The following is a 23729-nucleotide window of genomic DNA, read 5'->3' on the forward strand; positions in this document are numbered from 1 at the left end:
TCTTTCCCTGACAGGTCCAGTCAGGGCCCGGGTGCGCTCCGCACGGCGGGCAGCCGGCTCAGCCCGGTCGCGGCCAGCGCGGCGGACAATGTGCCGAGCAACGCGCACTGGACGCAGACCGCGGCCCACTCCGCACCCGTGGGCAGGTTGGTGAGCGCCGGCAGCCGGGCCGCCAGCAGCAGCAGACCGGCCGCCGACAGCGCGAGCGCCCAGGACGCCGAGCGGCGGCGGGCCAGCACCACCGTGCCGCCCACGACCCACGCCGCGACCACAAACCCCAGGTCCAGCCACATGTAGATCCACTCCGGCTCGCCCAGCCCCAGCGCGAGGGCGGCGCCGGGCCAGCCCAGCAGCACCAGGCCCGCGGCGGCGGGCGCCAGCGCGAGCGTCCACGGGCCGCGCGTCGGCTCGAAGTCGGAGTGGAAGCCCGCCAGGAGCGCGGCCAACGGCACCAGTACGAGCGCCAGGCGGGCCACCTCGGTCAGCGGCCCGTCGCCTGAGTACCCGGCCAGGACCATCGGGAGCACGAAGTAGGCCACCATGGGCGCGGCGCCCAGCAGGGCCGTCACCTTCGCCCGGCGGACGTGGCCGCGGACGACCGCCGCGAACGCGACCGCCGAACAGACCGTCGCGGCCAGGACGGCGATGGACATCAGCCGCTCGAAGGAGAGCGGTGGGCTCTCGGTGAGGCGGTGGTCGGTGCCGAGGGCGAACTGGTGGGCCAGCCCGATCAGCTCGGAGGTGGCGTACATGCTCTGGTGGGCCAGGCCGAGCAGGGCGAAGAGGCGTACGGCGCGGCCCCAGGCGAAGGCCCGTGGGGACGCGCCCGCGCCGCCCAGCCGCACCCGCACCGACAGCGCGAGCACGCTGGCGATCTCGCCCCAGCGAGGGCGCGGGTCCACCTCGTCGGGCACCTCACCCGACATCTCCATGAACGCGGACACCATCTCCTCCTCCCGCTCGGCGCGGTAGGAGGCGGGCAGCAGGCGCAGCACCGACCGGTAGCGCTGTTCGAGCAGGCTCACGCGGCTCCTCCGGCGGTCCTGGCGCGCAGGCGGACCGTGGCGGCGTGCGCGGTGGCGGCCAGCCTGGCGGCCTCCTCCTGGAGCGTGCGGGCGCCCTCGTCGGTGAGCCGGTAGTAGCGGCGCAGCCGCCCCTGCTGCGCCTCCTCGCGGTCGAGCGCCACCAGGCCGGCCGCGGAGAGACGGTCGAGGACGCCGTAGAGCGTGCCGATCTTGAGCTGGGTGCGCCCCTCGGACAGCCGGTCGACCTCCTGGAGGATGCCGTAGCCGTGGCGCGGCTCGTCCACGAGCGCGGTCAGCGCCAGGAACATGGGCTCCGTCATATTCATGCCCCCACCATATCCTGTCTCGCAGGATATTGTCAGGGGTGCTGCGAGGAGACCGAGACCACCTCGCCCGTCATGTACGAGGCGTAGTCGCTGGCCAGGAAGACGATCACGTTGGCCACCTCCCACGGCTCCGCCGAGCGCCCGAACGCCTCCTTGGCCGTCAGCTCGGCCAGCAACTCCTCGCTGGTCACCTTGGCGAGGAACGGGTGCACGGCCAGCGACGGCGCCACGGCGTTGACCCGGACCCCGTGCTCGGCCGCCTCCAGTGCGACGCACCTGGTCAGCGCCATCACACCGGCCTTGGCCGCCGCGTAGTGCGCCTGCCCCCGCTGGGCCCGCCAGCCGACGACCGAGGCGTTGTTGACGATGGCGCCGGAGCCCTGGGCGACCATCTGCCGCAGCGCGGCCCTGGTGCAGCGCATGGTGCCGGTCAGGGTGACGTCGACGACCGCGTGCCACTGGTCGTCGGTCATCTCGGACAGGGGGGCCGTACCGCCGAGGCCGGCGTTGTTGACCACCACGTCCAGCCGCCCGTGCGCCTCCACCACCGCGTCGAACAGCGCCAGCACCTGAGGCTCCGACGTCACGTCGCACGGGACGGCCAGCGGCTTGACGCCCGTCAGCTCCGTCAGCGCGTCGGCGGCGGCCGACAGGCGGCGCTCGTGCCGGTCGGAGACGACGATCGTGGCGCCCTCCTCCGCGCAGCGCCTGGCCGTGGCGTAGCCGATGCCCGCTCCCGCGGCGGCCGTGACCAGCGTGACCTTGCCGTCGAGCAGGCCGTGCGCCTTCGGGTACGACGAGGATCTCTGCTGGGGCATCGGCAGGCTCCAATCAGCGGGGGAGTCCCAGGGTGCGCTCGGCGATGATGTTCCGCTGGATCTCGCTGGAACCGGCATAGATCGTGTCGGCCCGGCTGAACAGGTAGAGCCGCCGCAGGGCGTCCGGCTCGCCCACGAGCCCGGCCCTGCCCTGGACGGCCTGCGCCAGCTCGCCCAGCCTGCGGTGCCACTCCGACCAGTACAGCTTGGCGATCGATGCCTCGGGGCCCGGATCGGGGCGCAGCATCCTGAGCGCGTTGAGCCGCATGATCTCCAGCTCCAGCCACGAGCGTACGAGCCGGTCGCGCAGCACCGGGTCCTCGGCCGCGCCGGTCCGCCTGGCGGTCTCGACGACCGCGGCCAACTCCCGCCGGAAGCCGATCTGCTGCCCGAGCGTGGACGCGCCGCGCTCGTGGCCCAGCGTGGCCATGGCGACCCGCCAGCCCTCGCCGGGCGCGCCGAGGATGTTGCCCGCCGCCGTGCGCGCGCCGTCGAAGAACACCTCGTTGAACTCCGAGGTCCCGGTGAGTTGCACGATCGGCCGGACCTGCACGCCCGGCCGCCGCATGGGCACCAGCAGGTACGACAGCCCGCGATGCCGCCGCGAGCCCTCCTCCGTACGGCACAGGACGAAGCACCAGTCGGCCACGTGCGCCAGCGACGTCCACACCTTCTGGCCGGTGATCACCCATTCGCCGCCTTCGAGGCGGGCCCGCGTCTGGACGTTCGCCAGGTCGGAGCCGGCCTCGGGCTCGGAGTAGCCCTGGCACCACAGCTCCTCGCCCCGCCGGATCGGGGGCAGGAACCGGTCCTTCTGCTCGTCGGTGCCGAACTCGAGGATGGTGGGGCCGATCAGGCCCTCGCCGATGTGGCCCACGCGGGCCGGGGCCTCGGCCCTGGCGTACTCCTCGTGGAAGGCGACCTGGTCCTCGAGGGAGGCGGCGCGGCCGCCGTACCGCTCGGGCCAGGCCAGGCACGTCCAGCCGTGCTCGCCGAGATGCCGTTCCCACGCCTGGCGCAGCTCGTGGCCCTCGTGCTCGCGGCCGGGGCCGCCGAGCCCCCGCGCGGCGGCGAACTCGCCGCTCAGGCTCGCCTCCAGCCAGGCGCGCGCCTCTTCACGAAGGGTCAACGAATCCCCCGTCGAAAGAGCCGTAGGCGCCGCGGAAGAAGACCAGCGGGCCGCCCTCCGCGTACGTGTCGAGCTGGAGCACCCGGGCCACCACGATCACGTGGTCGCCCGCCGGGTGCTCGGCCTCGACGGCGCAGTCGATCCAGGCCAGCGCGCCGTCGAGCACGGGGTTGCCGCCGGGGGAGCCGCTCCACTCCAGGCCCGCGAACTTGTCGCCGCCCTTGGCCGCCATCTGCGCGCAGACGGGCTGCTGGTCCTCGGCGAGCACGTTCACGGTGACGACCTTGGCGCCGCGCACCTTGGGCCAGCTCGTGCTCGTGTACGCCACGCAGAACGCCACGAGCGGCGGGTCGAGCGAGACCGAGGTGAAGGAGTTGGCGGCCAGGCCGCACGGCCGTCCGTCCAGCGGGTCGACCGAGGTGATCGCCACCACGCCGGTCGCGAACCTGCCGAGGACCTGACGGAAGCGGCGGCTGTCGAGGTGGCCGTTCGGGCTGTGGTGGGATGGGCCCGGCGGCATGGCGGCTCCGTTGCGAATCCTGCGCTGATGGGGCGTCGGAAGGCCGCGACAGCCGTCCGGCGTGATGAGCCGGGCAGCGTGTGTGCTCATGGTCCGCCTCCTCGTCCACCGAATGCGCCTATCATACCAAGCGCTTGCTTGGACGGTAGGGCGATCCACGAAACGCTGTCAAGTCGCCCCCTCCGACCTGCGTTGACAGGTCAGGACGCGCCCGCCTACCGTGACCGAGGTGTCCAAGCGCTTGCTTGAGTTCCGTGACCGCACCGCCGTCGCCGGGGTCGGCTACACCCCCTTCACCAAGGACTCCGGCGTCAGCACCCTGACCCTGGCCTGCCGCGCCGTGCTCGCCGCCCTGGAGGACGCGGGGCTGTCCCCCGACGACGTGGACGGCCTGGCCACCCACCGGGTGGGCGACTCCGTCCCACCCACGCTCGTCGGCCCCGCGCTGGGCCTGACGGACCTGGCCTGGCACCTCGACCAGTTCGGCGGCGGCAGCGTCTCGCACGCGGTGGTCGGCCAGGCCGCGCTGGCGGTGGCCGCCGGGATGGCCGAGACCGTCGTCTGCTACCGGGCCGTCAACGCCCGCTCGGAGTTCCGCATGGGCGGCACCGGCCGGGGCGTGCCGGTCAGCCCGGAGACGCAGTACCAGGCCCCGTACGGGTTCGTGGCCCCGCCCCAGCAGTACGCCATGTACGCCCGCGCCCACATGCTCCGCTACGGCACCAGGGAAGAGCACTTCGGCCGGCTCGCGGTGACCCAGCGCGCCAACGCCGCCAAGAACCCGCGCGCCCTCATGCGCGCCCCGATCACCCTGGACGACTACCTGGCCAGCCGGTGGATCGCCGAGCCGTTCCGCCTCCTGGACTGCTGCCTGGAGACCGACGGGGCCTGCGCCGTGGTCGTCACCACCGCGGAACGCGCCCGCTCGCTGCGCCGCCCGCCCGTCCTCGTCTCGGCCGCGGCCTGGGGCGGCGGCACCTCTCACCTCTCTGGGGCCGGCGGTCCTTCCTGGACCGGCCCCGATCCCACCGTGACCGCCGCCGCCGCGCTGGCCCCGCGCCTGTACGCCCAGGCCGGGCTCGGGCCCGGCGACATCGACGTGGCCGAGCTGTACGACTGCTTCACGTACTCGGTGATCGTCCAGCTCGAGGACTACGGGTTCTGCGCCAAGGGGGAGGGCGGCCCGTACGTGGACTCGGGGGCCACCGCGCTCGACGGCCCGCTGCCGGTCAACACGCACGGGGGCTTCCTGTCCGAGGGGTACGTGCACGGGATCAACCACCTCGCCGAGGCGGTCTCCCAGCTCCGGGGCGAGGCCGGGGACCGGCAGGTGCCGGGGGCGGAGGTGGCGCTTTCGACGTCCCAGCCCGGCTACATCCTGCCCGCCACCTCGGCCCTGATCCTGAGGAGAGCGTAGTGACAGGTCCTGAGGGGGCGTCGTGACGGACTATCCGCCGCAGCCCGACCGGGACTCCGCGCCCTGGTGGGAGCGGGTCGCCAGGCGGGAGTTCGCGGTGCAGGAGTGCGACGCCTGCGGCACGCTCCGGTTCCCGGCGCGGGCGTTCTGCGCGGCCTGCCGTACGGAGGGGTGGCACTGGCGGGAGGTGGCGCCCGTGGGGACGGTCGAGAGCTGGATCGTCAGCCATCAGCCGTTCGTGCCGGGGCGCCGCGAGCCATACCTAGTGGTGATGGTCCGGCCTGTGGCGGTTCCGGACTGTCTGGTGTACGGCAACTGGCGCGCCGCGCGGCAGCCGGTGGGCGGCGAGCGGGTCGTGGGGGTGTTCACCGAGGTGGGGGAGGGGGTGACGCTGCTGGACTGGGCGCCGGCCGACGCCTGCACCCCGGGTCCCGATCCGTCCTGACCCGGAAATCCGCCGGCTGGTCGATCTTGCGCCGAAAATTGGATTGGTACCAGAAAATCCCACCAGTCCCACCAACAAGAAAGGTGTCCCCGCGTTCGCGTCCCAGGGTTGATGATGAGGCAGTAGGCGTCGTCGACGCGGACGGCACAGACCTGGCGGCAGACGTGAGCGGTGAGGACTCGGTGGCGATGGTGACCGGGGGGTCACGCGACGAGATCCTGCCTGCGCGCCCGAGGGCGCGAGCGGGTGCCCGCCCCAGTGCCCGCGCCCCGCCGTCCAGAAAACGAGAAGGCCCCCATCGGGAGATGGAGGCGTGGGTCTCGTGGTCGGTCCCTGAGTGGAAAACGCGCCCTGGCGGGCGTGGGGGACCCGCCAGGACGCGCTTCCTGCCCCGTGTGCGACGGCGCCAGGACTCCGGCGAGGGATGGAGTCCTAGACCGTTGGCTCGCCCACGGAGTCGATGGGGGGACGTGAAGGTCCCTGCTGCCGGTTACGTGTGGTGATGCGTCGAGCTGCACCGACCGGGTCATCAATGGGGCGCGTGACGGGGGCGTCACCCTCCTCGTTCGCGACAAAGGATCCGTCATCGCACCACACGGTCAGCTCAGTCAACACCGATTGCGCGGAGGCGCCGTTGGACATGCTCTGGTAGGTGTGGGTCGATCGCACGCGAGGCGACGCGTAACGCAGTAGACGCGTAGCTTCGCGAGGGTCATGCCAGGGCAGGTATGGCGTACCCGTGCGGACCGGCAACACTGGCCTTCACCCCCTCACCGGCCTTTAGATGGATTTGTACCAACGAATGGATGATGGGCCGGTCGGGGCGGTTTGGTCAAGGGGTTGTGGCCTGCTAGAACCAGATCGTCTAAATTGTTGGAACAAAAGGGGTGAAAGTGGCAAGGTCGGTGCTGTATCAGCAGGTGGCTTCGGAGTTGCGACGAGCCATCTACTCGGGTGTCCTCGGCCCCGGGGCACAGCTACCGACCGAGGCGCAGCTCATGGAAGACCATGGGGTGAGCAGGAACACGGTGAGGCTGGCCCTCGGGGAACTCGTCAACGAGGGACTCGTCACGCGCACGCCGCGGCGCGGAACCGTGGTCAGAGACCGCAGACCGCTGCTGATCTATCCGCAGCGGGAGCTGGAGCCGCAATCCAGCGGGGAGTTGCGCGAGGCGTTCGCCTACGCCGTCGCGCAGGAAGGCCGAGCGCCCAGCCAGTACATCGAGGTGCTGACGGTGTCTCCCGTCGAGGAGATCGCCAGCAGGCTGGAACTGGCGGACGGTGAATTGGCGGTGGTGAGGCGTCGTCTGCGGTTCGTGGACGGCCAGCCGTACAACACCAATGATTCCTACTTCCCCCGTGATCTGGTTGCCGACTCCGAGATCGCCAGGCCCGGAGACATCGCGCGAGGGGCGAATCGGGTGCTGGAAGAGTTGGGCCATGCGCAGGTCCGCGTCATCGACGACATCTGGGCGCGGATGCCCAACCAAGAGGAGGCCGAGCGCCTCCAACTCGAACTCGGCACGCCAGTCATGGTCTATGTCCGAGTGGGTTACGACGGGGCCGACATGCCTGTGCGTGTCGCCGTGTCGGTGTTGCCAGCCGACAAACATCTGATCAGATACGAACTCGATCGCCGCTGACGAGTTCGTGGGTGAAGGGGTGATCCCGCCGGCCGGGCGCAGCGAGAAATAGCCGCCTCGCTGGCCTAGGGGAGTCGTGCATACTCCCCTAAATCGCCATTTATCCAGTTTTTTCGGATTATGGCCATATTTCGCCCTCTGCGCGACATTGCGTCCTCACGCTATGTGTCTGCGCTGCAACCCATCGCAACGAAGGGTACGACTTATGCACACCACCACCTTGCTGCACCCGCTCTCCCTCCGCAGAGCGCAATCATCGGACCTTCCCGGCGTGCTCACGCTGCTCGCCGACACCGCCGAGTGGCTCTACTCGCGAGGGGTGCGGCAGTGGCCCCGTGGCGGGTTCGGCCCCGAGCGGATCGAGCCGCTCATCGAGGAGCGGGTGCTGTTCCTGCTGGACGACGAGCTGAGATACCTGGACCCCGACGAATCGGCCCCTCCGGTGGCCACGATAGCCCTTGACGACCACGCGGACCCGGAGTTCTGGACTCCGGGCGACAATCCGGGGGCGGCACTCTACATCCACAAACTGGCCGTGGCCCGTCCCTGGTCGGGCTTCGGCCTCGGTGACGCCCTGCTGGACTGGGCCTGCGCCGCGGCCCACGCCGCGGGGCTGCCCTGGCTCCGGCTCGACTGCGCCAAGGGCAACCCGCGGCTGCAGCACTACTACCGGACCCGCGGGTTCCGCCACGTCCGCACGGTGGACCTGCCCCATCGGTCGTCCGGGGCGCTCTTCGAGCGGCCGTCGGAGGACGTGACGACCACGGTGTTCCGCGACCTGACCATCGCCGAACTGATCGGCGCCTAGACGGGCAGGTCCTGAGCCGCCGCGGCCAGGAGTGCGGAGATCGCGAAGGGTGTCGCGGGTCGCCTGGTGAAGACGACCTCGACACCCTTCTCACCGCGCCGTACGTCGGTCAGGTGACCCCGCCGGGCGCCGCCGGGCGGGCTCGGCGGGATCCCGATCGTCCTGGCGGCCGGTCCCGCATTCAACAGTTCGGCCGCTCGGGCCGTCTATCCCCCGACGGAACGAGGAAAGGCACAGGTCATTGGAAGACGATCCCCGCTTCGAGGAGTTCGTGGCGGAACGGGCCGACGCCCTGTTGCGCTACGGCTACCTGCTGAGCGGCAACCCGCACGACGCGGCCGACCTGACGCAGGAGGCCCTGATCCGGCTGCATCAGGCGTGGCCGCGGGTACGGCGGAAACAGGCGCCCGAGAGCTACACCCGGATGATCATGGCCAGGCTGCACATCAGCACGTGGCGGCTGCGCAGGCGTGAGCGGCCGGACTGGGCGCTGCCCGAGGCGGCCTGGTCCGACACACCGCCCTCCGACAGCGACGACGGCCTGTGGCAGGCGCTGGCCACGCTGCCGCGCAAGCAGCGGGCCGTGCTGGTGCTGCGCTACTACGAGGACCTGTCCGACACGGAGATCGCCGACGTGCTCGGCATCTCCCGGGGCACCGTACGCAGCCACGCCTCCCTCGGCCTGGCCAAGCTCCGCACCGTCCTGCCCAGCCCCTCACAGATGAACGGGAGCCCCGCATGACCGACCAGTTGGAATCCCGCCTGCGCGCGACGCTCGGAACCGCCGCCACGCGCGCGCCACAGGCCCCGACAGAGTTCTCCGCGGAGTTGGTGTCCCGGTCACGGCGGCGCAGGATGCGCAGGAACGCCGTGGTGTCGGGCATCTGCGTGGTCGCGATCGCCGCGCCGGTCGCGCTGCTGGCCACCGGCGGCATCGGAGAGAGTGGTGACGTCGCCAGCGTCGCCACCTCCGCGCCCGAGTGGAACCGCATCTCGGACATGACCCCCGTCGGGCAGCGCCTGACGATCAAGAACCCCTCGGAGGAGCGTCCCATCTCGTTCTGGTTCGCCAGGGCGGACAACGGCGCCAGCGGCTTCTGCACGGAGTACATGAGCAGGTCCGGCGGGAGCACGAAGTCCTGCAGCGGCGCGCCGATCGACGGCGAGACCGCCACGGTCCAGGGCTCCACCGGGTCGTTCCCCCCTGCCGCCACGGGAAAGGTGCTGCACTTCGGCACCGCGCGGCCGGAGGTGTCCCGGGTCACGGCCGTGCTCCGCGAGGGCGGACGGGTCACCGGCACGCTCCAGACGCCGCAGGGCGCTCCTCAGGCCGTCTGGACGGTCTCCGTTCCCACGGACGAGACGGTGACGGCGTTCGAGTTCGCGGGCGGCGACGGCGAGACGATCAAGCGGATCGCGCCACAGCCCGTGGTGGTGCCAGAGGCCGACGCCAAGCCGGTCGGTCCCACCAAGGAGATGCCCGGCAAGCTCGACGTGGGGCTCTACGAGACGCCCGACAGAACCCTGATCTGGAAAATGGACGGGAAGGCGGTGGGGCTCAACCTCCTCTCGCCCGGCCTGGCGGTGATCGAGAGCGGCGGTCCCGACCGGCCGCTGATCGACATGGGCGGCAAGCCCATGAACGTGGAGTTCCGTGAGCACAAGGAGCACTGGTTCGGCATCGTGAGCACGAAGACCCACCGCGTGGCGCTCGTCTTCAAGGACGGCACCTCAGTGAGCGCCGCCACCGTGCCCGATCCGTGGAAGGCCGGCGGTTTCCGGATGTTCGCCGGAACGCAGGACCGCACCGACGACATCTACGCGGAAGACTTCAGGATCGTCGGATATGACAAGGACGGCGCGGAACTCTGGCGCGAGGACCACGAGTCCACCCGCTGAGACATCGGGGCGGGGACGGTAGATCGGGGGCGTCCCCGCCGAACTCCCCGGTAGCCACAGCGGCCGCTGTTTCCTCATGGGCAGCACGACACTTTCGGACGCAAAGGCGCAGATCACCATATAACCTCTCCTCCATGACCGGATCCCTGCTCGAGGTGATCGCGCTCAACGTGCGCGACGCCGTGGCCGCCGAACAGGGCGGCGCCGACCGCCTGGAGGTCGTGGCCGACATGGCGGCAGACGGGCTGACCCCCTCCCCGGAGACGGTCGCCGAGATCGCCGCCGAATGCCCTCTCCCGCAGATGGTGATGCTCCGCTGCGACGCCAACTTTCTCGCCGATCCCGATGTGCTCGACCGGCTCAGGCGCGACGCCAAGACGCTCGCGCAGGCGGGCGCGGCGGGTTTCGTGTTCGGGTTCCTCGACGGCGGGGGCGTGGTCGACCTGGCGGCCACCGAGGCGCTCATCCACGCCGTCTCCCCGCTCCCGTGGACGTTCCACCGCGCCGTCGACCACGCCGCCGACGTCCAGGCGGCCTGGCGGGCCGTACGGCTGCTGCCCAACCTGGCCACCGTGCTCACCTCGGGCGCACCCACCGGCGTGGGCGACGGGCTGCCCGTGCTGAAGGCGCGGGCCGACGCGGGGGACGGGTCGATCGTGCTGGCCGGCGGCGGCCTGCGGCCCGCCCACGTGCCGGCGCTGCTCGACTACGGCGTGCGCGCCTTCCACGTCGGGTCGGCCGTACGGGCGAGCTGGTCGGACCCGGTCGAGCCGGGCCTGGTACGCCAGTGGCGTTCGCTGGTGGAGCGCGACTGACGCGGCCCCGGGCTACTCGGGCAGGGCGAGTGCCGCGTCGGCGCGACGCAGGGCGGCGGCCAGGGTGCGGATCGTGGCGGGCTCGTCCATGACGCCGCCCTCGGCCGGTCGCCGCTCCTCCCAGGCCCGCACCCGCTCCCGGTAGGAGTCGTAGCGGGCCAGGTGGCTGGCGTAGACGGTGGCGAAGCGGCTGACCAGGTGCGACGGGTGCATGTCCCAGCCCTGGTGGAAGCCGTGCCGCAGCGAGTGGCGGACCAGCTCCGCGTGCCGCCGCCACAGCCCGTGGACGTCCGCCGTCCGATCGGAGGCCGGTGCGGCGGCCAGCGACCCGTCGGACAGCTCCACCCCGGTGCCCGCGAACGCCGTCTGCACGACGTGCCGCGCGTGGTCGCAGGCCGGATGGTCGAGCCGCTGCTCGTGCGGCGGCAGCCCGATCGCGGCGGTGTAGTCGAAGACCCCGAAGTGCGCCGCCGCCAGCCGCCCGCCGAGCGACTCGTTCAGGTCGCCCCGCAGGAACGGCAGCGTCTGCGGCGCCTCCACCTGCATCTCGAACCGCAGCCGCACCCCGAAGCGCGCCTCCAGCTCCGCCAGCACGCCCGCGAACTGCCCCAGGTACGCCTCCATCAGCACCTTCGGGAACGTCACCGTGAAGCCCTCGGGCAGCTCGCCCACCCGGGCGACGACCCCGGCGAGGAACCCGTCCAGCGTCCGCACCGACCGCGCGGGATCTCCGTCGGCGAACGACTTCACCCGTGGCCCCCACCGCCGCGGCAGCGTCCCGGCGGCGTGCATCGCGGCGACCGCGTCGGCGGCCTGCTCGACGTGCCCGTCCTCCTCGGCCCCCGGCCGCACGCCGTAGCCGTCCTCGAAGTCGACGCGCAGGTCCTCCACGGGCTCCGCGGCGAGCTTGCGCACCACCCTGTCGTGCACGCCGGCGGCCAGCGGCGCGGGCACCCCGAAGACCTCCGCCAGCTCGTCCGGCCCCGCCAGATGCGCCTTCACCAGGGACGACGCCTGATCGCCCCACTCGGCCACGGTACGCGCGGAGAACCGGTCGGCGGGTACGTACACGGTGTGCACCGGCTGCCAGCCCGGCTCCGCGGCGGGATCGACGGCGGGAAAGCGGGCCTGCTGCACCCGGTACGCCCGCTCGAACCCCTCAGGGACGTGACGCACGGAGCATGGCCTCCAACCCCACCAGCTTGACGCGCTCGCCCCGGCCCAGCGTGCGGGCAAGCTCGCTCTCGGCCTCCTCGATGGCCCGCCACTCCTCGTACGTCACCGGCCGCACCCCGCGCTCGGCCAGCAGCGCGTCGATGCCGTGGCGCCCGGCCCCTGGCCTGCCGCCGAGGTCGGCCAGCAGTGTGCGGACAGTCTCGGCCGCGTCGGACTTGTTGGTGCCGATCACCCCGGTCGGCCCGCGCTTGAGCCAGCCCGCCACGTATTCGCGGTCACGCACGCGCCCGGCCTCGTTGGGCACGGTCATGGTCTTCTCCGAGAACGGCACCCCGGGCAGCGGAACGCTCTGGTAGCCCACCGAGCGCAGCACCATGCCCACCGGCAGCGTCTCGTACTCGCCGGTGCCGACCACGCGCCCGTCGTCGGCCAGGCGGGTGCGTTCGAGCTTGAGCCCCTCGACCCGGTCGGTGCCGAGGATCTCCACCGGACGCAGCCAGAACCGTACGTCGAGGCGGCGCGGGCGGCCCACTGGCTCGCGACCCGCCCACTCCTGCAGGACCTTGATGTTGCCCTGGATCTGGCGGGGGAAGTCGCCGCCGAGCACGACGGCCTCCTCGGGGCGCACGCAGACGTCGGCGTTGGCCAGCTCGCCCAGCTCGCGCAGCTCCTTCAGGGTGAACTTGGCGTGCTCGGGCCCTCGCCGGCCCACCATGTGAATGGCCTTCACCTGGCTGTGGCCGAGGCGTTCGAGCACCTCGTGGGGCACGTCGGTGGCGCGCAGCTCGTCCGCGGTCTTGGCGAGCACGCGTACGACGTCGACCGCCACGTTCCCGACCCCGATCACCGCGACCTCGGAGGTGTCGAGCGTGAACCGGCCGGGATCGACGTCGGGATGCCCGCAGTACCAGTTGACGAAGTCGGTCGCCGCCACGCTGCCCGGCAGGTCTTCGCCGGGGATGCCGAGCTTCCTGTCGACCATCGCGCCCGTGCAGTAGACCACCGCGTCGTAGGCGCCCAGGAGATCCTCGACCGACAGGTGCGCGCCGAGCGTGACGCCGCCCAGGAAGCGCACCTCGGGCAGCTCCAGCACCCTGCGCAGGTAGTTGGCGATCGACTTGATCGACGTGTGGTCGGGTGCGACGCCGTATCTGACCAGGCCGTAGGGGGTCGGCAGGCGTTCGAGCACGTCGACCGCGACAGGCTCGGCCGACTGCTTCACCAGGGCCTCCGCCGTGTAGATCCCGGCAGGGCCCGACCCGATGACCGCCACGTGCAACGTCACGCCGCCTCCCTATGCCGGTGATTGTGGTACACGGGCCACGTGTCCCACCAGATGCAACCGGCCAGTGTGATCGATGTATCCCCGGTCGCCGGTGCGGATGAACCCGTCCCTGGCGAACACCGCGCGATCAGGGCTCCTGCCAAGGTAACCGCTCATGACCGCGTCGGAGCGGAGGAGCACCTCGCCCGGGTCCTCGCAGGGCAGCGGACGGCCCTCGCGATCTCTGATCGACACGTCCACGCCGCCGCGCGGCCTGCCCACGCTCACCTCCGCGGTCTCCGGCGGGTCGTCGGGCCGCGTGCCCATGCCCAGCCCGGCTTCGGTGCAGGTGTAGCGGTTGCAGACGGGCACGCCGTACTTGGCGCGCAATGCCCTGATCAGCTCGGGCGCGGCCGGAGCGCCCCCGCACAGGACGAGCGCCAGGCCGGGCAGGTCCTCGCCGTCCTCCAGGATGCGCGCCAACTGGTACGGGCTCCCCTGCAACACCCCGATCCCGTGCCGGCGGATCACCCGCAGGGCGGCCTCCGGGCTCCACTCGGGCACGACGTGGCAGGTCCGCCCGGTCTGGAGGAACACCGGCAGGCGGGTGGCGAACCCGAGCCGCCCCAGCGGGTACGGCACCAGCCGCGCCTCACCCGTGCCCTGCTGCGTCCCCCAGTGCGTGCCGGCCCCGTGGGCCCGGATCGCCTCCAGTTGGCGGTTGCCGAACACCACGGCCTTCGGCGGGCCCGTCCTGCCCGAGGTGAACGTGATCACGACCGGCCGCGCCGGGTCCGGCGGGAACGGCGGGGGCGGCGGCTCGTTCCTGCGCAACCCGGTGAGCAGGGCCGGGTCGTACGCCCGCGCCCCGCGTCCGTCGCGCTCGACGGGCAGCGTCACCACGTCGACCCCGGGCAGCGGCGGCAGCAGGCCGGGAACGGTGACGATCAGGGCCGGGTCGAGCGTGCCGAGCAGCTCCACGCGCGCGGTGCCGATACCCGCGGTCACCGCGCCGATCTTGGCCGCCGCGACGTAGCAGATCACGAACTCCGGCCCGTCGGGCAGCGCGAGCACCACGAGGTCGCCGATGCGCACCCCGCGATGGGCCAGCCCGGCGGCGACCTGGTCGGAGAGCCGGTCCAGCTCGGCGAAGGACAGCGAGGTGTCGCCGGTGACCACAGCGGCGCGTCCCCCGAACCTCCGTGCGGCCTCACCGGCAAGCAGGCGCAACATGGCAGCTCCCGGGGCGAAGGTCCTCCCTCCACGCTACTCGTTCATCCAGCCTTGTGGCGTAGGGCTTGTTTGTCGACTTTGCCGTTGGGGTTGGTGGGCAGGGAGTCGAGCACCGTGACCCGCCTGGGCACCTTGTACCCGGCCATGTTGTCCCTGGCCCAGGCGAGCAGGGCGGCGGGATCGGGGGGCCGCACGCCCGGCCGCGCGACCACGTACGCCAGCCCGGCCTCGCCCGACACCGGGTCGGGCACGCCGATCACCGCGGCCTGCGCCAGCGAGCCCTGGCGCAGCAGGAGCGACTCGACCTCGGCGGGGGAGACGTTGAAGCCGTTGACGATGTACAGCTCCTTCTTGCGGTCCACGATCGCGAGGTTGCCCGCCTCGTCCAGCACGCCCACGTCGCCCGTGTGCAGCCAGCCGTCCGCGTCGATCACCTCGGCCGTCCTGGCGGGCTCGCCCCAGTAGCCGCGCATCACGCCGTAGCCGCGTTGCAGGATCTCGCCGCGCCGGCCGGGCGCGACCTCGGCGCCGTCGTCGTCCACGATCCTGACCTCGATGCCCGGCACCGGCCTGCCCGTGGTGGCGGCGATCACGTCGATCGGGTCGCCCTCCCTGGTCATCGAGACGACCGTGCCCTCCATCAGCCCGTACGCGTTGATCACGCGGTCCAGCCCCACCCGCTCGACCAGCCGGGTGATCAGCCGGGCCGGTACGGCGGCGGCCCCGCAGATGGCCACCCGCAGCGAGGACACGTCACGCGCCCCCCGGTCCAGCTCGTCCAGCACCCGGTGGAACAGCGTGGGCGGCCCGGCCAGCACCGTGACCCGCTCGGCGGAGATCAGCGACATCAGCGCGTCAGGCGGGAGGGCCGGGACCGGCAGCATCGTGGCCCGGCGCAGCACGCACGCGACGAGCCCGGCGTTCAGCCCGAACCCATGGTTGAACGGGGCGATCACCGGATACCGGTCACGCTCGTCCAGCGTGACGATCTCCGACCAGTCCCAGTAGCCGCGCAGGACCTGGTGGTGGTCGAGCATGACGCCCTTGGGCACGCCCGTGGTGCCCGACGTGGACATGATCTCGCACAGGTCCTCGGGCCGCACGGCGAGCGCCCGTTCCTCCGCCTCCGCCGCGGGCACCCCGGCACCGAAATCGGACAGGCCCGCCGCGCCCGGCCTGAGCACGTGCCGCAGGGTGGGCAGCGGGGGCAGCAGGTCCGCCAGCGGGGCCTCCGACGGCCCCGCGCCGGTGACCAGCACCCGTGCCCGCGTCTTCTCGATGAGCTGGGCCGCCTCGAACCCCTTGTAGCGGGCCGACAGCGGCACGATCACCGCGCCCGCGTCCCAGATCCCGAACGCGTGCGCCACCCAGGACGCCGAGTTCACGCCCCACACGGCCACCCGGTCGCCGGGGGCCACGCCGAGCGCGATCAGGCCCCCGGCGATCCTGGACGCCGCCGTCCGCAGCTCCGACAGCGTCAGGCGGGTGCCTCCCGGCTCGGCGACGACCGTGTCGTCCGGGTGCCGTGCGGCCTGGTCGTGCAGCATCCGGGGAAGCGTCCCCCAGTCCGGCATCGATCCCATCGGCTGCCCCTTGCGTCGCTGGTGAGCGTCTAGGCGATGAGCGCCCGGTCCCTTCCGAGGTGGTGGCCGCGCAGGTCGTTCACGGCGCCGGGGGAGGGGGTCTCGGAGATCTCCCCGGCGATCTCCACGGTGACCGAGACGGGGGTGAGGGCGCGTACGGCCTGCTCGATCCGCGCCTTCCACATCGGGTTGCCGACCAGGCTCTCCCGCCCGAACGTCACCGTCAGCACCACCGTGTCCAGCGTCCCCTGGCGGCCGACGGTCAGCTCCCACCCCGTCACGCCGTCGACCCGCGACAGCGCCTTGTCCACCCGTGGCAGCGCCAGCCACACGCCCCTCACCAGTACGTGCTCTCCCACCGTGTGGGCCGGCGCGGGCAGGCCGGGACCGTCCGGCCGGGCGACCAGGCCGGTCCTGAGCACGGCGTCGCCGAGCGTGGCGTGGGCGCGCGGAGTGACGACCAACTCGACCGGACCGGCCGTCAGGTCCGCGGCGAGTTGGCTGGCCGCCGGGTCCGCGGCGGGTTGATCGGCCGCCGGGTCCGCGGCGGTGTCCTTGTTCAGGGCGGCCAGCCCCAGCAGGCCGTCCGCCAGCGGCCGGAGCGGGTCGTCCTCGTCCGCGCGCCAGGCCAGGGCGCCGCCGCAGAACGGGTCGGACAGCACCTCGGTCACCTGGGCCCCGAACTCCTGCGCCAGGTGCCGCAAGGTGCGCTTGGAGGCGATCTCGCCGGTCAGGACGATGGTTCCGAGCCCGAGGTCCAGCGGGTCCAGCAGGAACTCCAGATGCAGCCGGGCCAGGAGGTCCATCGCCCCCGTGGGGGTGGCGACCAGCGTGGTGGCTCTGAGCGCGGACAGCGCGTGGTGCAGGCGCATCCGGCCGCGCGGACCCACGCTCGCCGCCGCCTCCGCCACGTCCGCCGCGGCGGCAGCCCACAGCGCGCCGGCCGGCTCGGCGAGTGCCACCACGACCCGGTCGCGCCCGCCGACCCCCGCCTCCCGCAGCGCCGCCGCGGTGAGCGCGCTCGCCGCCGCACGGTCGTCCGGCCCCAGCGGGAACACGCTCGCCGCGTCGGGGGAGACGAGCAGCAGTCCGGTGGCGGAGCCGCCGGCGGCCCCGAGGTCGTCCCGGGTCAGCCAGCGGGCCATCAGCTCATCACGTCCTTCGTCACGGGGTCGCTCGTGATCGTGCCGTTCATGGACACGTCTCTCATGAACGACGTCATCGACGCGCACACCCGCTCGTGCGCCAGCCCGCCCACCTGCGCCTGGATGATCAGGTCCGTCGCCCCGGCCTCGGCGATCCTGGCCAGGGCCTTGCGCGAGCCCTCCACGTCGTCCACCACCACCATCAGGTGCTCGCGCAGCGTGGCCATCGACTCCTCCGGCGGCAGCCCGGCCGCGAGCTGCCCGAGCACCCGGTGGGTGGCGTGGCGGGCGTCGTAGTAGCCGGGCGGGGTGACGAGGTTGACCTGGCGGCGGATGTACCACAGGACGGGGTCGGCGGCCGTGGCGATGGCCTCGTCGCGGGTGGGGGCGACGTACCAGGGGATCATGAGCGCGACGCGGCGGGAGTCGGGGTCGAAACCCCGCTCCGCCAGGCACTCCCGGTATTTCGCGATGTCGGCGGCGACGTCGTCGATGCCCTTGAGCATGGTCATGCCGAGCAGGTTGTAGCCGTGCCTGGCCGCGGCCAGGTAGCCCTCCAGCGAGGTGGAGGCCACCCAGACCGGTGGATGAGGGTGCTGGACCGGGCGCGGGTAGACGGCCACGTCGGGGATCTCGAAGAACTCGTTCGAGCGGCTGACGGGCTCTCCGTCGGCCTGCCAGATGGCCAGCGTGGCCTCCAGCGAGTCCTCCCAGATCTGCCGCGACCTCTCGAACGGCCGCTGGAACGCCTGGTACTCCAGGGGCGAGGCCCCACGGCCGGTGCCGAAGTCGACCCGCCCGCCGCTGAGCACGTCCAGCGTGGCCACGCGCTCGGCCGTGCGGACGGGGGACTGGAACGGCAGCAGCACCACCCCGAGCCCCAGGCGGATCCGCTCCGTGCGCTGCGAGATGGCGGCCAGGACCAGATCGGGCGCGGAGGAGTGGGAGAAGCCCCTGGTGAAGTGGTGCTCCACGAACCAGGCCGCGGTGTAGCCCAGCCGGTCGCCCAGCACGACCTGGTCGATCACGTTCTGGAACGCCTGCTGCTCCACTTCGCGGGTGCGACCGCGGACCTCCAGCTCATATCCCAGGCTGATCCGTAGGGACGTCATCGCGCCTCCGGCGAAGTAGGAAACCAAGCGCTCGCTTGGTAGAGCGTATCAGCGGCAAAGACTTGCGGGAAGGGCGAGGCGGCGATCAAAGTGATGCTCGTGAAGCGAAAGCACACGCTGCGGCGGCCGAAGGGCGGCACGGTCCCCGACCAGGGCGACGAGCTCTCGCTCACCAGCGCCCGCAGGTACGAGGCGTTCGGCCGGGTGATGGCCGCGCTGGCGACCGAGGCCGAATTCGCCGAGTCGTGCCGCGACCTGACGTGGTGGCGCGGCTCCGACCACAGTTGGCACATCGAGTGGCGCGACGGCCCGTACGCCTCGGAGGTCGCCGCCCTGCTGGCCGACCAGGTCCGCGACCCCGACCACGACGGCTGCCTGGTCACCCCGGCGGGGCCGGGCGACGAGCGTTCGGCGGTGCTCGACGTGATGGGCGTCCGCTTCGAGTTGCGCGCGATCGACCCGCTGGGGCGGGCGGGCATGCGCGACCGCGCCGGCTTCTGGCGTCTGACCGAAGCCCTCGACACCACCCGCCGCACCAACGCCCGCCACCCCTGGGAAGAGCTGCTCGGCGGCTGACCCCGGCCGGCCTGGGGCCGGGAGGCGCTATCGCGCGTCCTCGCCGAACACGTACGCCGCCAGCCGAGCCCGGTGCGCCTGCGGCGGACCGAAGAGCTGGGCGTCGGAGGCGGCCCGCTTGAGATACCGGTGCGCCGGATGCTCCCACGTCACCCCGATCCCTCCGTGCACCTGGATGTTCTCGCCCGCCGCCGCCAGATACGCCTCCGTGCAGTACGACCCCGCCACGGCCGCGGCCACCGGGTCCCCGGCCGCCGCCCCGGCCGCCGACCTGGCCGACTCCACCAGCAGCAGCAGATCGGCCAGCTTGTGCTTGATCGCCTGGAACGACCCGATGGGCCGCCCGAACTGGTGCCGCCGCCCGGCGTGCTCGACCGCCAGGTCCAGACACCGCTGCGCCCCGCCCACCTGCTCGGCCGCCAGCGCCGCGATCCCCATGTCGCGCACGCGGGCCCACGACGTGCCGTCGCCCAGCCGCCGTGCCGGGGCGTCGTGGAAGGCGAGCCGCTGCAGCGGGCGGCTCTCGTCCATCGTCCGGTACGCCGTCCGCTCCGACGGCACGGCCCGTACCAGTGCCCCGCCCGCGTAGAGGAGCACCAGCTCGCCCTCCAGCGCGTACGGCACCTCGCCCGTCAGCCGGTCTCCCGTGAGCCGCAGCTCCCCGTCCCCCGGCAGCACCACGGTCGCGGTCACGGCCCCGTCGGCCAGCTCCGCCAGCACCGCGCCCGCCTCGTCGCCCGCCTCATCGCTGTCCGCCCCGTCGCTTTCCGTGCAGGCGCGCAGCGCCTCGACCGCCATCACGGCCGTCTGGAGGAACGGGTGGGGCGACAGGGCCCGCCCCAGTTCCTCCGCGACGGCGGCCAGCTCGGCCGGGCCGCACCCGGCCCCGCCGTACTCCTCGGGGACGAGCAGCCCCGCGATCCCCACGTCCCGCGAGAACTCCCGCCACGTCGCGCCGGGCCGCCCGGCGAGATGGGCTCGGACGACGGCGCGAAGGTCATCGGCAAGTGCCACGGAAGCATTTTAACCAAGCGATTGCTTGTTAGCATATGGATGACCGAAATTTGCCTTTTGTGGATGGATACATAATCTGGAAGTGGTCATCCCCTGCCGAACACGGGGGAGGGGTTGACCAGGGAAATAGCCATGAACCACACGAGCATCGACTACGCGGACTTCGCCGAATACGACCGGCGTCAGCGCGCGATCCAACGCCATTTGCTGGCGGCCTTCACCGGGGGGCTGGTCGTGGGCGTGCTCGGCATGTTCGTCCACGGAGACGGCCCCCGGTGGATCGGCCAGATCTACGACCCCTATGCCTATCTCGCCCTGTCGCTGGCCGTCGGCGCGACCGCGTCGGGGTTCGGGTGGGCGCTGCTGACCACGTTCCTGGCGGCGGCGTCGACGCTGGTCGCGACCATGGGCGCGAGCGCGCTCGGCGGCCATCCGCTCGACGTCGTCGTCGGCATCAGCCCCGCCGGGCTCAACTGGAACCTCTCCCTGCTCGTCGCCCTGGGCCTGCTCGCCTACGCCACGCGCAGGGACGACGGCTGGGGCGATCTGGCGGCGGGCGCGGTCGGCGCGGCGCTCCTCGCCGACGTGGTCGAACGGGCGACCCCGGGCTTCATCGAGACCGAGGTGTCGTTCTGGCCGGGCCCCGCGGTGGTGGTCGGGCTGCTGTCCGTGGCGCTGGTGCTCGTGCTGCGCAGGAGCGGCCGCCGACGGGTGCGCGCTCTGGTGCTGTCGGCGATGTTCTCGGGGCTGATCACGGCGGGCGTGGCCGCCTTCATGTCCGGCTGGATGCCCCCTTCCGTCTGAACCGCTCCACCCGCCGATCCCGGATCGGTGCATAAGCGCGAGCGCGGCGCTCCCCCGACTCGATAGCCTGGAGTCCTTCACATCCCAGGTTCGAGCGAGGAGTAGCCGTGTTGCTGCGCATGTCGTCGTTGTTTCTTCGCACCCTGCGGGACGACCCGGCAGACGCGGAAGTGCCGAGCCACAAGCTCCTGGTCCGCGCCGGTTACGTACGCCGCGTCGCGCCCGGCATCTACTCCTGGCTCCCCCTCGGCAAGATGGTGCTGGAGAACATCGCGAGGGTCGTCCGCGAGGAGATGAACCGCATGGGCGGCCAGGAAGTGCTCTTCCCCGCCCTGCTGCCCCGCGAATACTACGAGGCCACCGGCCGCTGGACCGAATACGGCGACACGCTGTTCCGGCTCCAGGACCGCAGGGGCGGCGACTATCTCCTCGGCCCCACGCACGAGGAGCTCTTCGCCGACATGGTCAAGGGCGAATACTCCTCCTACAAGGATTATCCGGTCATCCTTTATCAAATCCAGACCAAATACCGCGATGAGGCGCGGCCCAGGGCGGGCATCCTGCGCGGTCGCGAGTTCCTGATGAAGGACTCCTACTCCTTCGACCTCGACGACGACGGGCTCAAGCGCTCCTACGAGCTGCACCGCGAGACGTACATCCGCCTGTTCGATCGCCTCGGCATCGAGTACAAGATCGTCTTCGCGCAGTCGGGCGCCATGGGCGGCTCGGCCTCCGAGGAGTTCCTGGCGCCCACGCCGACCGGCGAGGACACGTTCGCCGCCTGCCGCTCCTGCGGCTACGCCGCCAACGCCGAGGCCGTCGTCACCACCGCCCCCGCCGCGCGCCCCCTCGACGACGCGGCGCCGCTGCGGGTCCTCGACACGCCCGGCACCCCGACCATCGAGACGCTGGTCGCCCACCTCAACGAGCACCACGGCCTGTCCGTCGGCGCCGCCGACACGCTCAAGAACGTCGTGGTCAAGGTCTCCACGCCCGGCTCCGACAAGGTCGAGACGCTGGTCGTCGGCGTGCCTGGCGATCGTGAGGTCGACTTCAAGCGCCTGGAGGCGGCGCTGGCCCCCGGCGAGCCCGCCATCTTCGAGGCCGAAGACTTCGCCGCGCACCCGGGCCTCGTACGCGGCTACATCGGCCCCCAGGTCCTGCGCGAGCTGGGCATCCGCTACCTCGTCGACCCCCGGGTCGTCACCGGCACCTCGTGGGTCACGGGCGCCAACGAGCCCGGCAAGCACGCCGTCGACGTGGTGGCGGGCCGCGACTTCGTCCCCGACGGCACCATCGAGGCCGCCGAGGTGCGCGCCGGCGACCCCTGCCCCCGCTGCGGCGCCGAGCTGTCCATCGACCGGGGCATCGAGATCGGCCACATCTTCCAGCTCGGCAGGAAATACGCCGACGTCGCCGGCCTCGACGCGCTCGGCCCCGACGGCAAGCCCATCCGCGTCACCATGGGCTCCTACGGCGTCGGCGTGTCCCGGGCGGTCGCCGTCATCGCCGAGCAGGCGTACGACGAGCTGGGGCTGGTGTGGCCGCGCGAGGTCGCGCCCGCCGACGTGCACATCGTCGGCACGGGCAAGGAGAACCAGGTGGAGGCCGCCCTCGAGCTGGGGGCCGAGCTGGAGTCGCGCGGGCTGCGCGTCCTGGTCGACGACCGGCCGCAGGTCTCGCCCGGGGTGAAGTTCAAGGACGCCGAGCTGCTGGGGATGCCGACGATCGTGGTGGTCGGGCGCGGGCTCTCCCAGGGCGTCGTGGAGCTGCGCGACCGCGTCTCGGGCGAGAAGTCGGAGATCCCCCTCGCCGAGGCCGCCGACCGCATCCAGGCCGCCGTAACCGGCTGACCGCCACCGGCCGCGCCTCAGCCTCCGGCCTGGCCGGAGGTCGAGGGCGTCGCCGACGGGGTCGCGGGCGCGGGCAGGCCGGGGAAGGCCGCCGGCGGCTCGGGCCGGAAGGAGTAGGAGCGGGTCACCGCCCGCTGCATGGCCAGCGCGGCGTAATGGCGCAGCGCCGTGTCGCGGGCGGCGGCCAGCTCGAGGTAGGCGGCCGTCACCCCGCTCTCCAGGTGCACCGCCAGCTTGGTCGCCAGCGTGGCGTTCGAAGGGAAGAACGGCAGCGTGTAGGACGCCTCCGACTCGACAGGACGGCCGCCCCGCGCCGTGATGAACCCGCGGAGCTGGTCGCGCCCGCCCCGGTGCGCGTCGTAGGCCGCGCTCATCCGGTCTCGCAGCGCCCCCGACGTGCGCGCTCCCAGCAGCCCGTACGCGAACACCGCGGCATGCTCGGCCGCCAGCGCCTTGCGCAGCATCTCGATGTCGTCAGCCGCCCGCACGCCGGTCACACCGACCTGGGCAGGGCGACCACGTGGGCCGCCTCGCAGGCGCCGATGCTGGCGATGAGCTGGGCCAGGCCGGGCGAGGCGGTGTCGAGCTGGCGCACCCGCTGGGCGGCGGCCTTGCGTTCGAGGTCGCGCAGCCGCGCCACCGTCGTCCTGCGCGCGGAGGCCGAGGGGGACGGCGACCCAGAAGGCGGTACGGAGGCGGCGGAAGTGGCGGAAGTGGCGGCGGGGGGCACGTGCTCGCGCAACTCGTTCAGATGGGCCTGGTGGCGGTCGCGGAACGGCACCAGCTTCTCGGCCCCGCCCGAGATCAGCGACGAGTAGAGCGCGATCGTCCGCTCCTTCTCCGCGATGAGACCCTTGACCAGGACGGTGTCGGGCGAGTCGGGAGGCGGGACCGACGGCTTCGGCGGGCCGGACGCGCTGCAGGCGGTCAGAGCGGCCGCCCCGCCCGCCAGCAGGGCTCGCCGGGAAAGCTGACGCGGGCGCACGGGCTCGAACCTCCAGGTGTCGCGGATCCCCCTTCGGGCCTCGGATAGCATCGTACGGCCAGTGCCCGGGAACGCCGCCCGGCGACGCTCCGGCGTTCGACCGCCGCCCGACCCGCCGCTCGACCGTGACGAGTGGCGC

General features: G+C 72.3%; 25 protein-coding genes. 10 read left to right on the forward strand and 15 right to left on the reverse strand.

Features of this window, described 5'->3' with window-relative positions:
- Positions 1–20 precede the first annotated feature (20 nt).
- From ACZ6S0_RS40920 to ACZ6S0_RS40940, 5 genes are read right to left on the reverse strand one after another with little or no spacing between them, the layout of a single operon-like run.
- The gene (locus ACZ6S0_RS40920) at positions 21–1025 is read right to left on the reverse strand and encodes a hypothetical protein (protein WP_465924709.1); all 1005 of its coding nucleotides are present in this window, start codon (positions 1023–1025) and stop codon (positions 21–23) included.
- Entirely contained in the window at positions 1022–1351 is a 330-nt protein-coding gene (locus ACZ6S0_RS40925) for a PadR family transcriptional regulator (RefSeq protein WP_465924710.1), read from the reverse strand. The genes ACZ6S0_RS40920 and ACZ6S0_RS40925 overlap by 4 nt, the downstream gene beginning before the upstream one ends.
- Positions 1352–1383: 32 nt before the next feature.
- Positions 1384–2169 carry an SDR family oxidoreductase gene (locus ACZ6S0_RS40930; RefSeq protein ID WP_465924711.1) on the reverse strand — a complete coding sequence of 262 codons (786 nt, stop codon included), beginning with the start codon at positions 2167–2169 and terminating at the stop codon, positions 1384–1386.
- A gap of 13 nt (positions 2170–2182) precedes the next feature.
- Positions 2183–3298, reverse strand: a complete 1116-nt coding sequence (locus ACZ6S0_RS40935) for an acyl-CoA dehydrogenase family protein (protein WP_465924712.1) — start codon at positions 3296–3298, stop codon at positions 2183–2185.
- A complete protein-coding gene (locus ACZ6S0_RS40940; protein WP_465924713.1) occupies positions 3285–3908 on the reverse strand; it encodes a flavin reductase family protein in 624 nt (207 codons plus the stop codon). Before ACZ6S0_RS40940 ends, ACZ6S0_RS40935 begins: the two co-directional genes overlap by 14 nt.
- Positions 3909–4047: 139 nt before the next feature.
- On the opposite strand from ACZ6S0_RS40940, the gene ACZ6S0_RS40945 reads away from it, so the two are divergent.
- From ACZ6S0_RS40945 to ACZ6S0_RS40960, 4 genes are all read left to right on the forward strand, one after another.
- Positions 4048–5235, forward strand: a complete 1188-nt coding sequence (locus ACZ6S0_RS40945) for a thiolase C-terminal domain-containing protein (protein WP_465924714.1) — start codon at positions 4048–4050, stop codon at positions 5233–5235.
- Between the two features lie 22 nt (positions 5236–5257).
- Entirely contained in the window at positions 5258–5680 is a 423-nt protein-coding gene (locus ACZ6S0_RS40950) for a Zn-ribbon domain-containing OB-fold protein (protein WP_465924715.1), read from the forward strand.
- A 905-nt stretch (positions 5681–6585) separates the two neighbouring features.
- Positions 6586–7323 (forward strand): GntR family transcriptional regulator, encoded by a 738-nt coding sequence (locus tag ACZ6S0_RS40955; RefSeq protein WP_344883102.1) that lies wholly within the window; start codon positions 6586–6588, stop codon positions 7321–7323.
- 205 nt (positions 7324–7528) lie between these two features.
- Entirely contained in the window at positions 7529–8131 is a 603-nt protein-coding gene (locus ACZ6S0_RS40960) for a GNAT family N-acetyltransferase (protein WP_465924716.1), read from the forward strand.
- Here the strand turns inward: ACZ6S0_RS40960 and ACZ6S0_RS40965 are convergent.
- Positions 8128–8316, reverse strand: a complete 189-nt coding sequence (locus ACZ6S0_RS40965) for a hypothetical protein (RefSeq protein WP_465924717.1) — start codon at positions 8314–8316, stop codon at positions 8128–8130. The genes ACZ6S0_RS40960 and ACZ6S0_RS40965 overlap by 4 nt on opposite strands.
- Before the next feature lie 56 nt (positions 8317–8372).
- Here ACZ6S0_RS40965 and ACZ6S0_RS40970 point away from each other — a divergent pair, with 56 nt between their 5' ends.
- The 3 genes from ACZ6S0_RS40970 to ACZ6S0_RS40980 all read left to right on the forward strand — a co-directional run bounded on the left by ACZ6S0_RS40970 (position 8373) and on the right by ACZ6S0_RS40980 (position 10845).
- Positions 8373–8873, forward strand: a complete 501-nt coding sequence (locus tag ACZ6S0_RS40970) for a SigE family RNA polymerase sigma factor (protein ID WP_465924718.1) — start codon at positions 8373–8375, stop codon at positions 8871–8873.
- Positions 8870–10030 carry a hypothetical protein gene (locus ACZ6S0_RS40975; RefSeq protein ID WP_465924719.1) on the forward strand — a complete coding sequence of 387 codons (1161 nt, stop codon included), beginning with the start codon at positions 8870–8872 and terminating at the stop codon, positions 10028–10030. The genes ACZ6S0_RS40970 and ACZ6S0_RS40975 overlap by 4 nt, the downstream gene beginning before the upstream one ends.
- Positions 10031–10164: 134 nt before the next feature.
- Entirely contained in the window at positions 10165–10845 is a 681-nt protein-coding gene (locus ACZ6S0_RS40980; protein WP_344883124.1) for a copper homeostasis protein CutC, read from the forward strand.
- A gap of 12 nt (positions 10846–10857) precedes the next feature.
- On the opposite strand, the gene ACZ6S0_RS40985 is transcribed toward ACZ6S0_RS40980, so the two are convergent.
- Genes ACZ6S0_RS40985 through ACZ6S0_RS41010 form a run of 6 tightly spaced genes read right to left on the reverse strand, consistent with a single transcriptional unit; the run spans position 10858 to position 18358 of the window.
- On the reverse strand, positions 10858–12021 hold the full coding sequence (locus tag ACZ6S0_RS40985; protein WP_465924720.1) for a DUF6986 family protein: 1164 nt from the start codon (positions 12019–12021) through the stop codon (positions 10858–10860).
- On the reverse strand, positions 12005–13306 hold the full coding sequence (locus ACZ6S0_RS40990; protein ID WP_465924721.1) for an FAD-dependent oxidoreductase: 1302 nt from the start codon (positions 13304–13306) through the stop codon (positions 12005–12007). Before ACZ6S0_RS40990 ends, ACZ6S0_RS40985 begins: the two co-directional genes overlap by 17 nt.
- Positions 13307–13315: 9 nt before the next feature.
- The gene (locus ACZ6S0_RS40995; protein ID WP_465924722.1) at positions 13316–14518 is read right to left on the reverse strand and encodes a class I adenylate-forming enzyme family protein; all 1203 of its coding nucleotides are present in this window, start codon (positions 14516–14518) and stop codon (positions 13316–13318) included.
- A gap of 41 nt (positions 14519–14559) precedes the next feature.
- Positions 14560–16101, reverse strand: a complete 1542-nt coding sequence (locus ACZ6S0_RS41000; protein ID WP_465924723.1) for an AMP-binding protein — start codon at positions 16099–16101, stop codon at positions 14560–14562.
- A gap of 29 nt (positions 16102–16130) precedes the next feature.
- Complete coding sequence (locus tag ACZ6S0_RS41005) at positions 16131–17246, reverse strand: hypothetical protein (RefSeq protein WP_465924724.1); 1116 nt, start codon at positions 17244–17246, stop codon at positions 16131–16133.
- Entirely contained in the window at positions 17246–18358 is a 1113-nt protein-coding gene (locus ACZ6S0_RS41010) for an LLM class flavin-dependent oxidoreductase (RefSeq protein WP_465924725.1), read from the reverse strand. The genes ACZ6S0_RS41005 and ACZ6S0_RS41010 overlap by 1 nt, the downstream gene beginning before the upstream one ends.
- 93 nt (positions 18359–18451) lie before the next feature.
- On the opposite strand from ACZ6S0_RS41010, the gene ACZ6S0_RS41015 reads away from it, so the two are divergent.
- Complete coding sequence (locus ACZ6S0_RS41015; RefSeq protein ID WP_465924726.1) at positions 18452–18934, forward strand: hypothetical protein; 483 nt, start codon at positions 18452–18454, stop codon at positions 18932–18934.
- Between the two features lie 27 nt (positions 18935–18961).
- Here ACZ6S0_RS41015 and ACZ6S0_RS41020 read toward each other — a convergent pair whose 3' ends face one another.
- Positions 18962–19948, reverse strand: coding sequence for an acyl-CoA dehydrogenase family protein (locus ACZ6S0_RS41020; RefSeq protein ID WP_465924727.1), 987 nt, complete (start codon positions 19946–19948; stop codon positions 18962–18964).
- A 132-nt stretch (positions 19949–20080) separates the two neighbouring features.
- On the opposite strand from ACZ6S0_RS41020, the gene ACZ6S0_RS41025 reads away from it, so the two are divergent.
- Both ACZ6S0_RS41025 and ACZ6S0_RS41030 read left to right on the forward strand, forming a co-directional pair.
- Entirely contained in the window at positions 20081–20752 is a 672-nt protein-coding gene (locus ACZ6S0_RS41025; protein ID WP_465924728.1) for a hypothetical protein, read from the forward strand.
- 107 nt (positions 20753–20859) lie between these two features.
- Positions 20860–22605, forward strand: coding sequence for a proline--tRNA ligase (locus tag ACZ6S0_RS41030; protein WP_465924729.1), 1746 nt, complete (start codon positions 20860–20862; stop codon positions 22603–22605).
- A 17-nt stretch (positions 22606–22622) separates the two neighbouring features.
- On the opposite strand, the gene ACZ6S0_RS41035 is transcribed toward ACZ6S0_RS41030, so the two are convergent.
- Both ACZ6S0_RS41035 and ACZ6S0_RS41040 read right to left on the reverse strand, forming a co-directional pair.
- Complete coding sequence (locus tag ACZ6S0_RS41035) at positions 22623–23093, reverse strand: ferritin-like domain-containing protein (protein WP_465924730.1); 471 nt, start codon at positions 23091–23093, stop codon at positions 22623–22625.
- A 5-nt stretch (positions 23094–23098) separates the two neighbouring features.
- Positions 23099–23590, reverse strand: a complete 492-nt coding sequence (locus tag ACZ6S0_RS41040; RefSeq protein ID WP_465924731.1) for a hypothetical protein — start codon at positions 23588–23590, stop codon at positions 23099–23101.
- Between the last annotated feature and the right edge of the window lie 139 nt (positions 23591–23729).

The sequence above is a fragment of the Nonomuraea sp. NPDC051298 genome (genome assembly GCF_055586305.1).

Coding starts and splice junctions, on each gene's coding strand:
- ACZ6S0_RS40940 (WP_465924713.1), bottom strand. CDS start 3,908: ATGAGCACACACGCTGCCCGGCTCATCACGCCGGACGGCTGTCGCGGC.
- ACZ6S0_RS40980 (WP_344883124.1), top strand. CDS start 10,165: ATGACCGGATCCCTGCTCGAGGTGATCGCGCTCAACGTGCGCGACGCC.
- ACZ6S0_RS40930 (WP_465924711.1), bottom strand. CDS start 2,169: ATGCCCCAGCAGAGATCCTCGTCGTACCCGAAGGCGCACGGCCTGCTC.
- ACZ6S0_RS41000 (WP_465924723.1), bottom strand. CDS start 16,101: ATGGGATCGATGCCGGACTGGGGGACGCTTCCCCGGATGCTGCACGAC.
- ACZ6S0_RS41015 (WP_465924726.1), top strand. CDS start 18,452: ATGCTCGTGAAGCGAAAGCACACGCTGCGGCGGCCGAAGGGCGGCACG.
- ACZ6S0_RS41005 (WP_465924724.1), bottom strand. CDS start 17,246: ATGGCCCGCTGGCTGACCCGGGACGACCTCGGGGCCGCCGGCGGCTCC.
- ACZ6S0_RS41025 (WP_465924728.1), top strand. CDS start 20,081: ATGAACCACACGAGCATCGACTACGCGGACTTCGCCGAATACGACCGG.
- ACZ6S0_RS40975 (WP_465924719.1), top strand. CDS start 8,870: ATGACCGACCAGTTGGAATCCCGCCTGCGCGCGACGCTCGGAACCGCC.
- ACZ6S0_RS40995 (WP_465924722.1), bottom strand. CDS start 14,518: ATGTTGCGCCTGCTTGCCGGTGAGGCCGCACGGAGGTTCGGGGGACGC.
- ACZ6S0_RS41010 (WP_465924725.1), bottom strand. CDS start 18,358: ATGACGTCCCTACGGATCAGCCTGGGATATGAGCTGGAGGTCCGCGGT.
- ACZ6S0_RS40960 (WP_465924716.1), top strand. CDS start 7,529: ATGCACACCACCACCTTGCTGCACCCGCTCTCCCTCCGCAGAGCGCAA.
- ACZ6S0_RS40925 (WP_465924710.1), bottom strand. CDS start 1,351: ATGAATATGACGGAGCCCATGTTCCTGGCGCTGACCGCGCTCGTGGAC.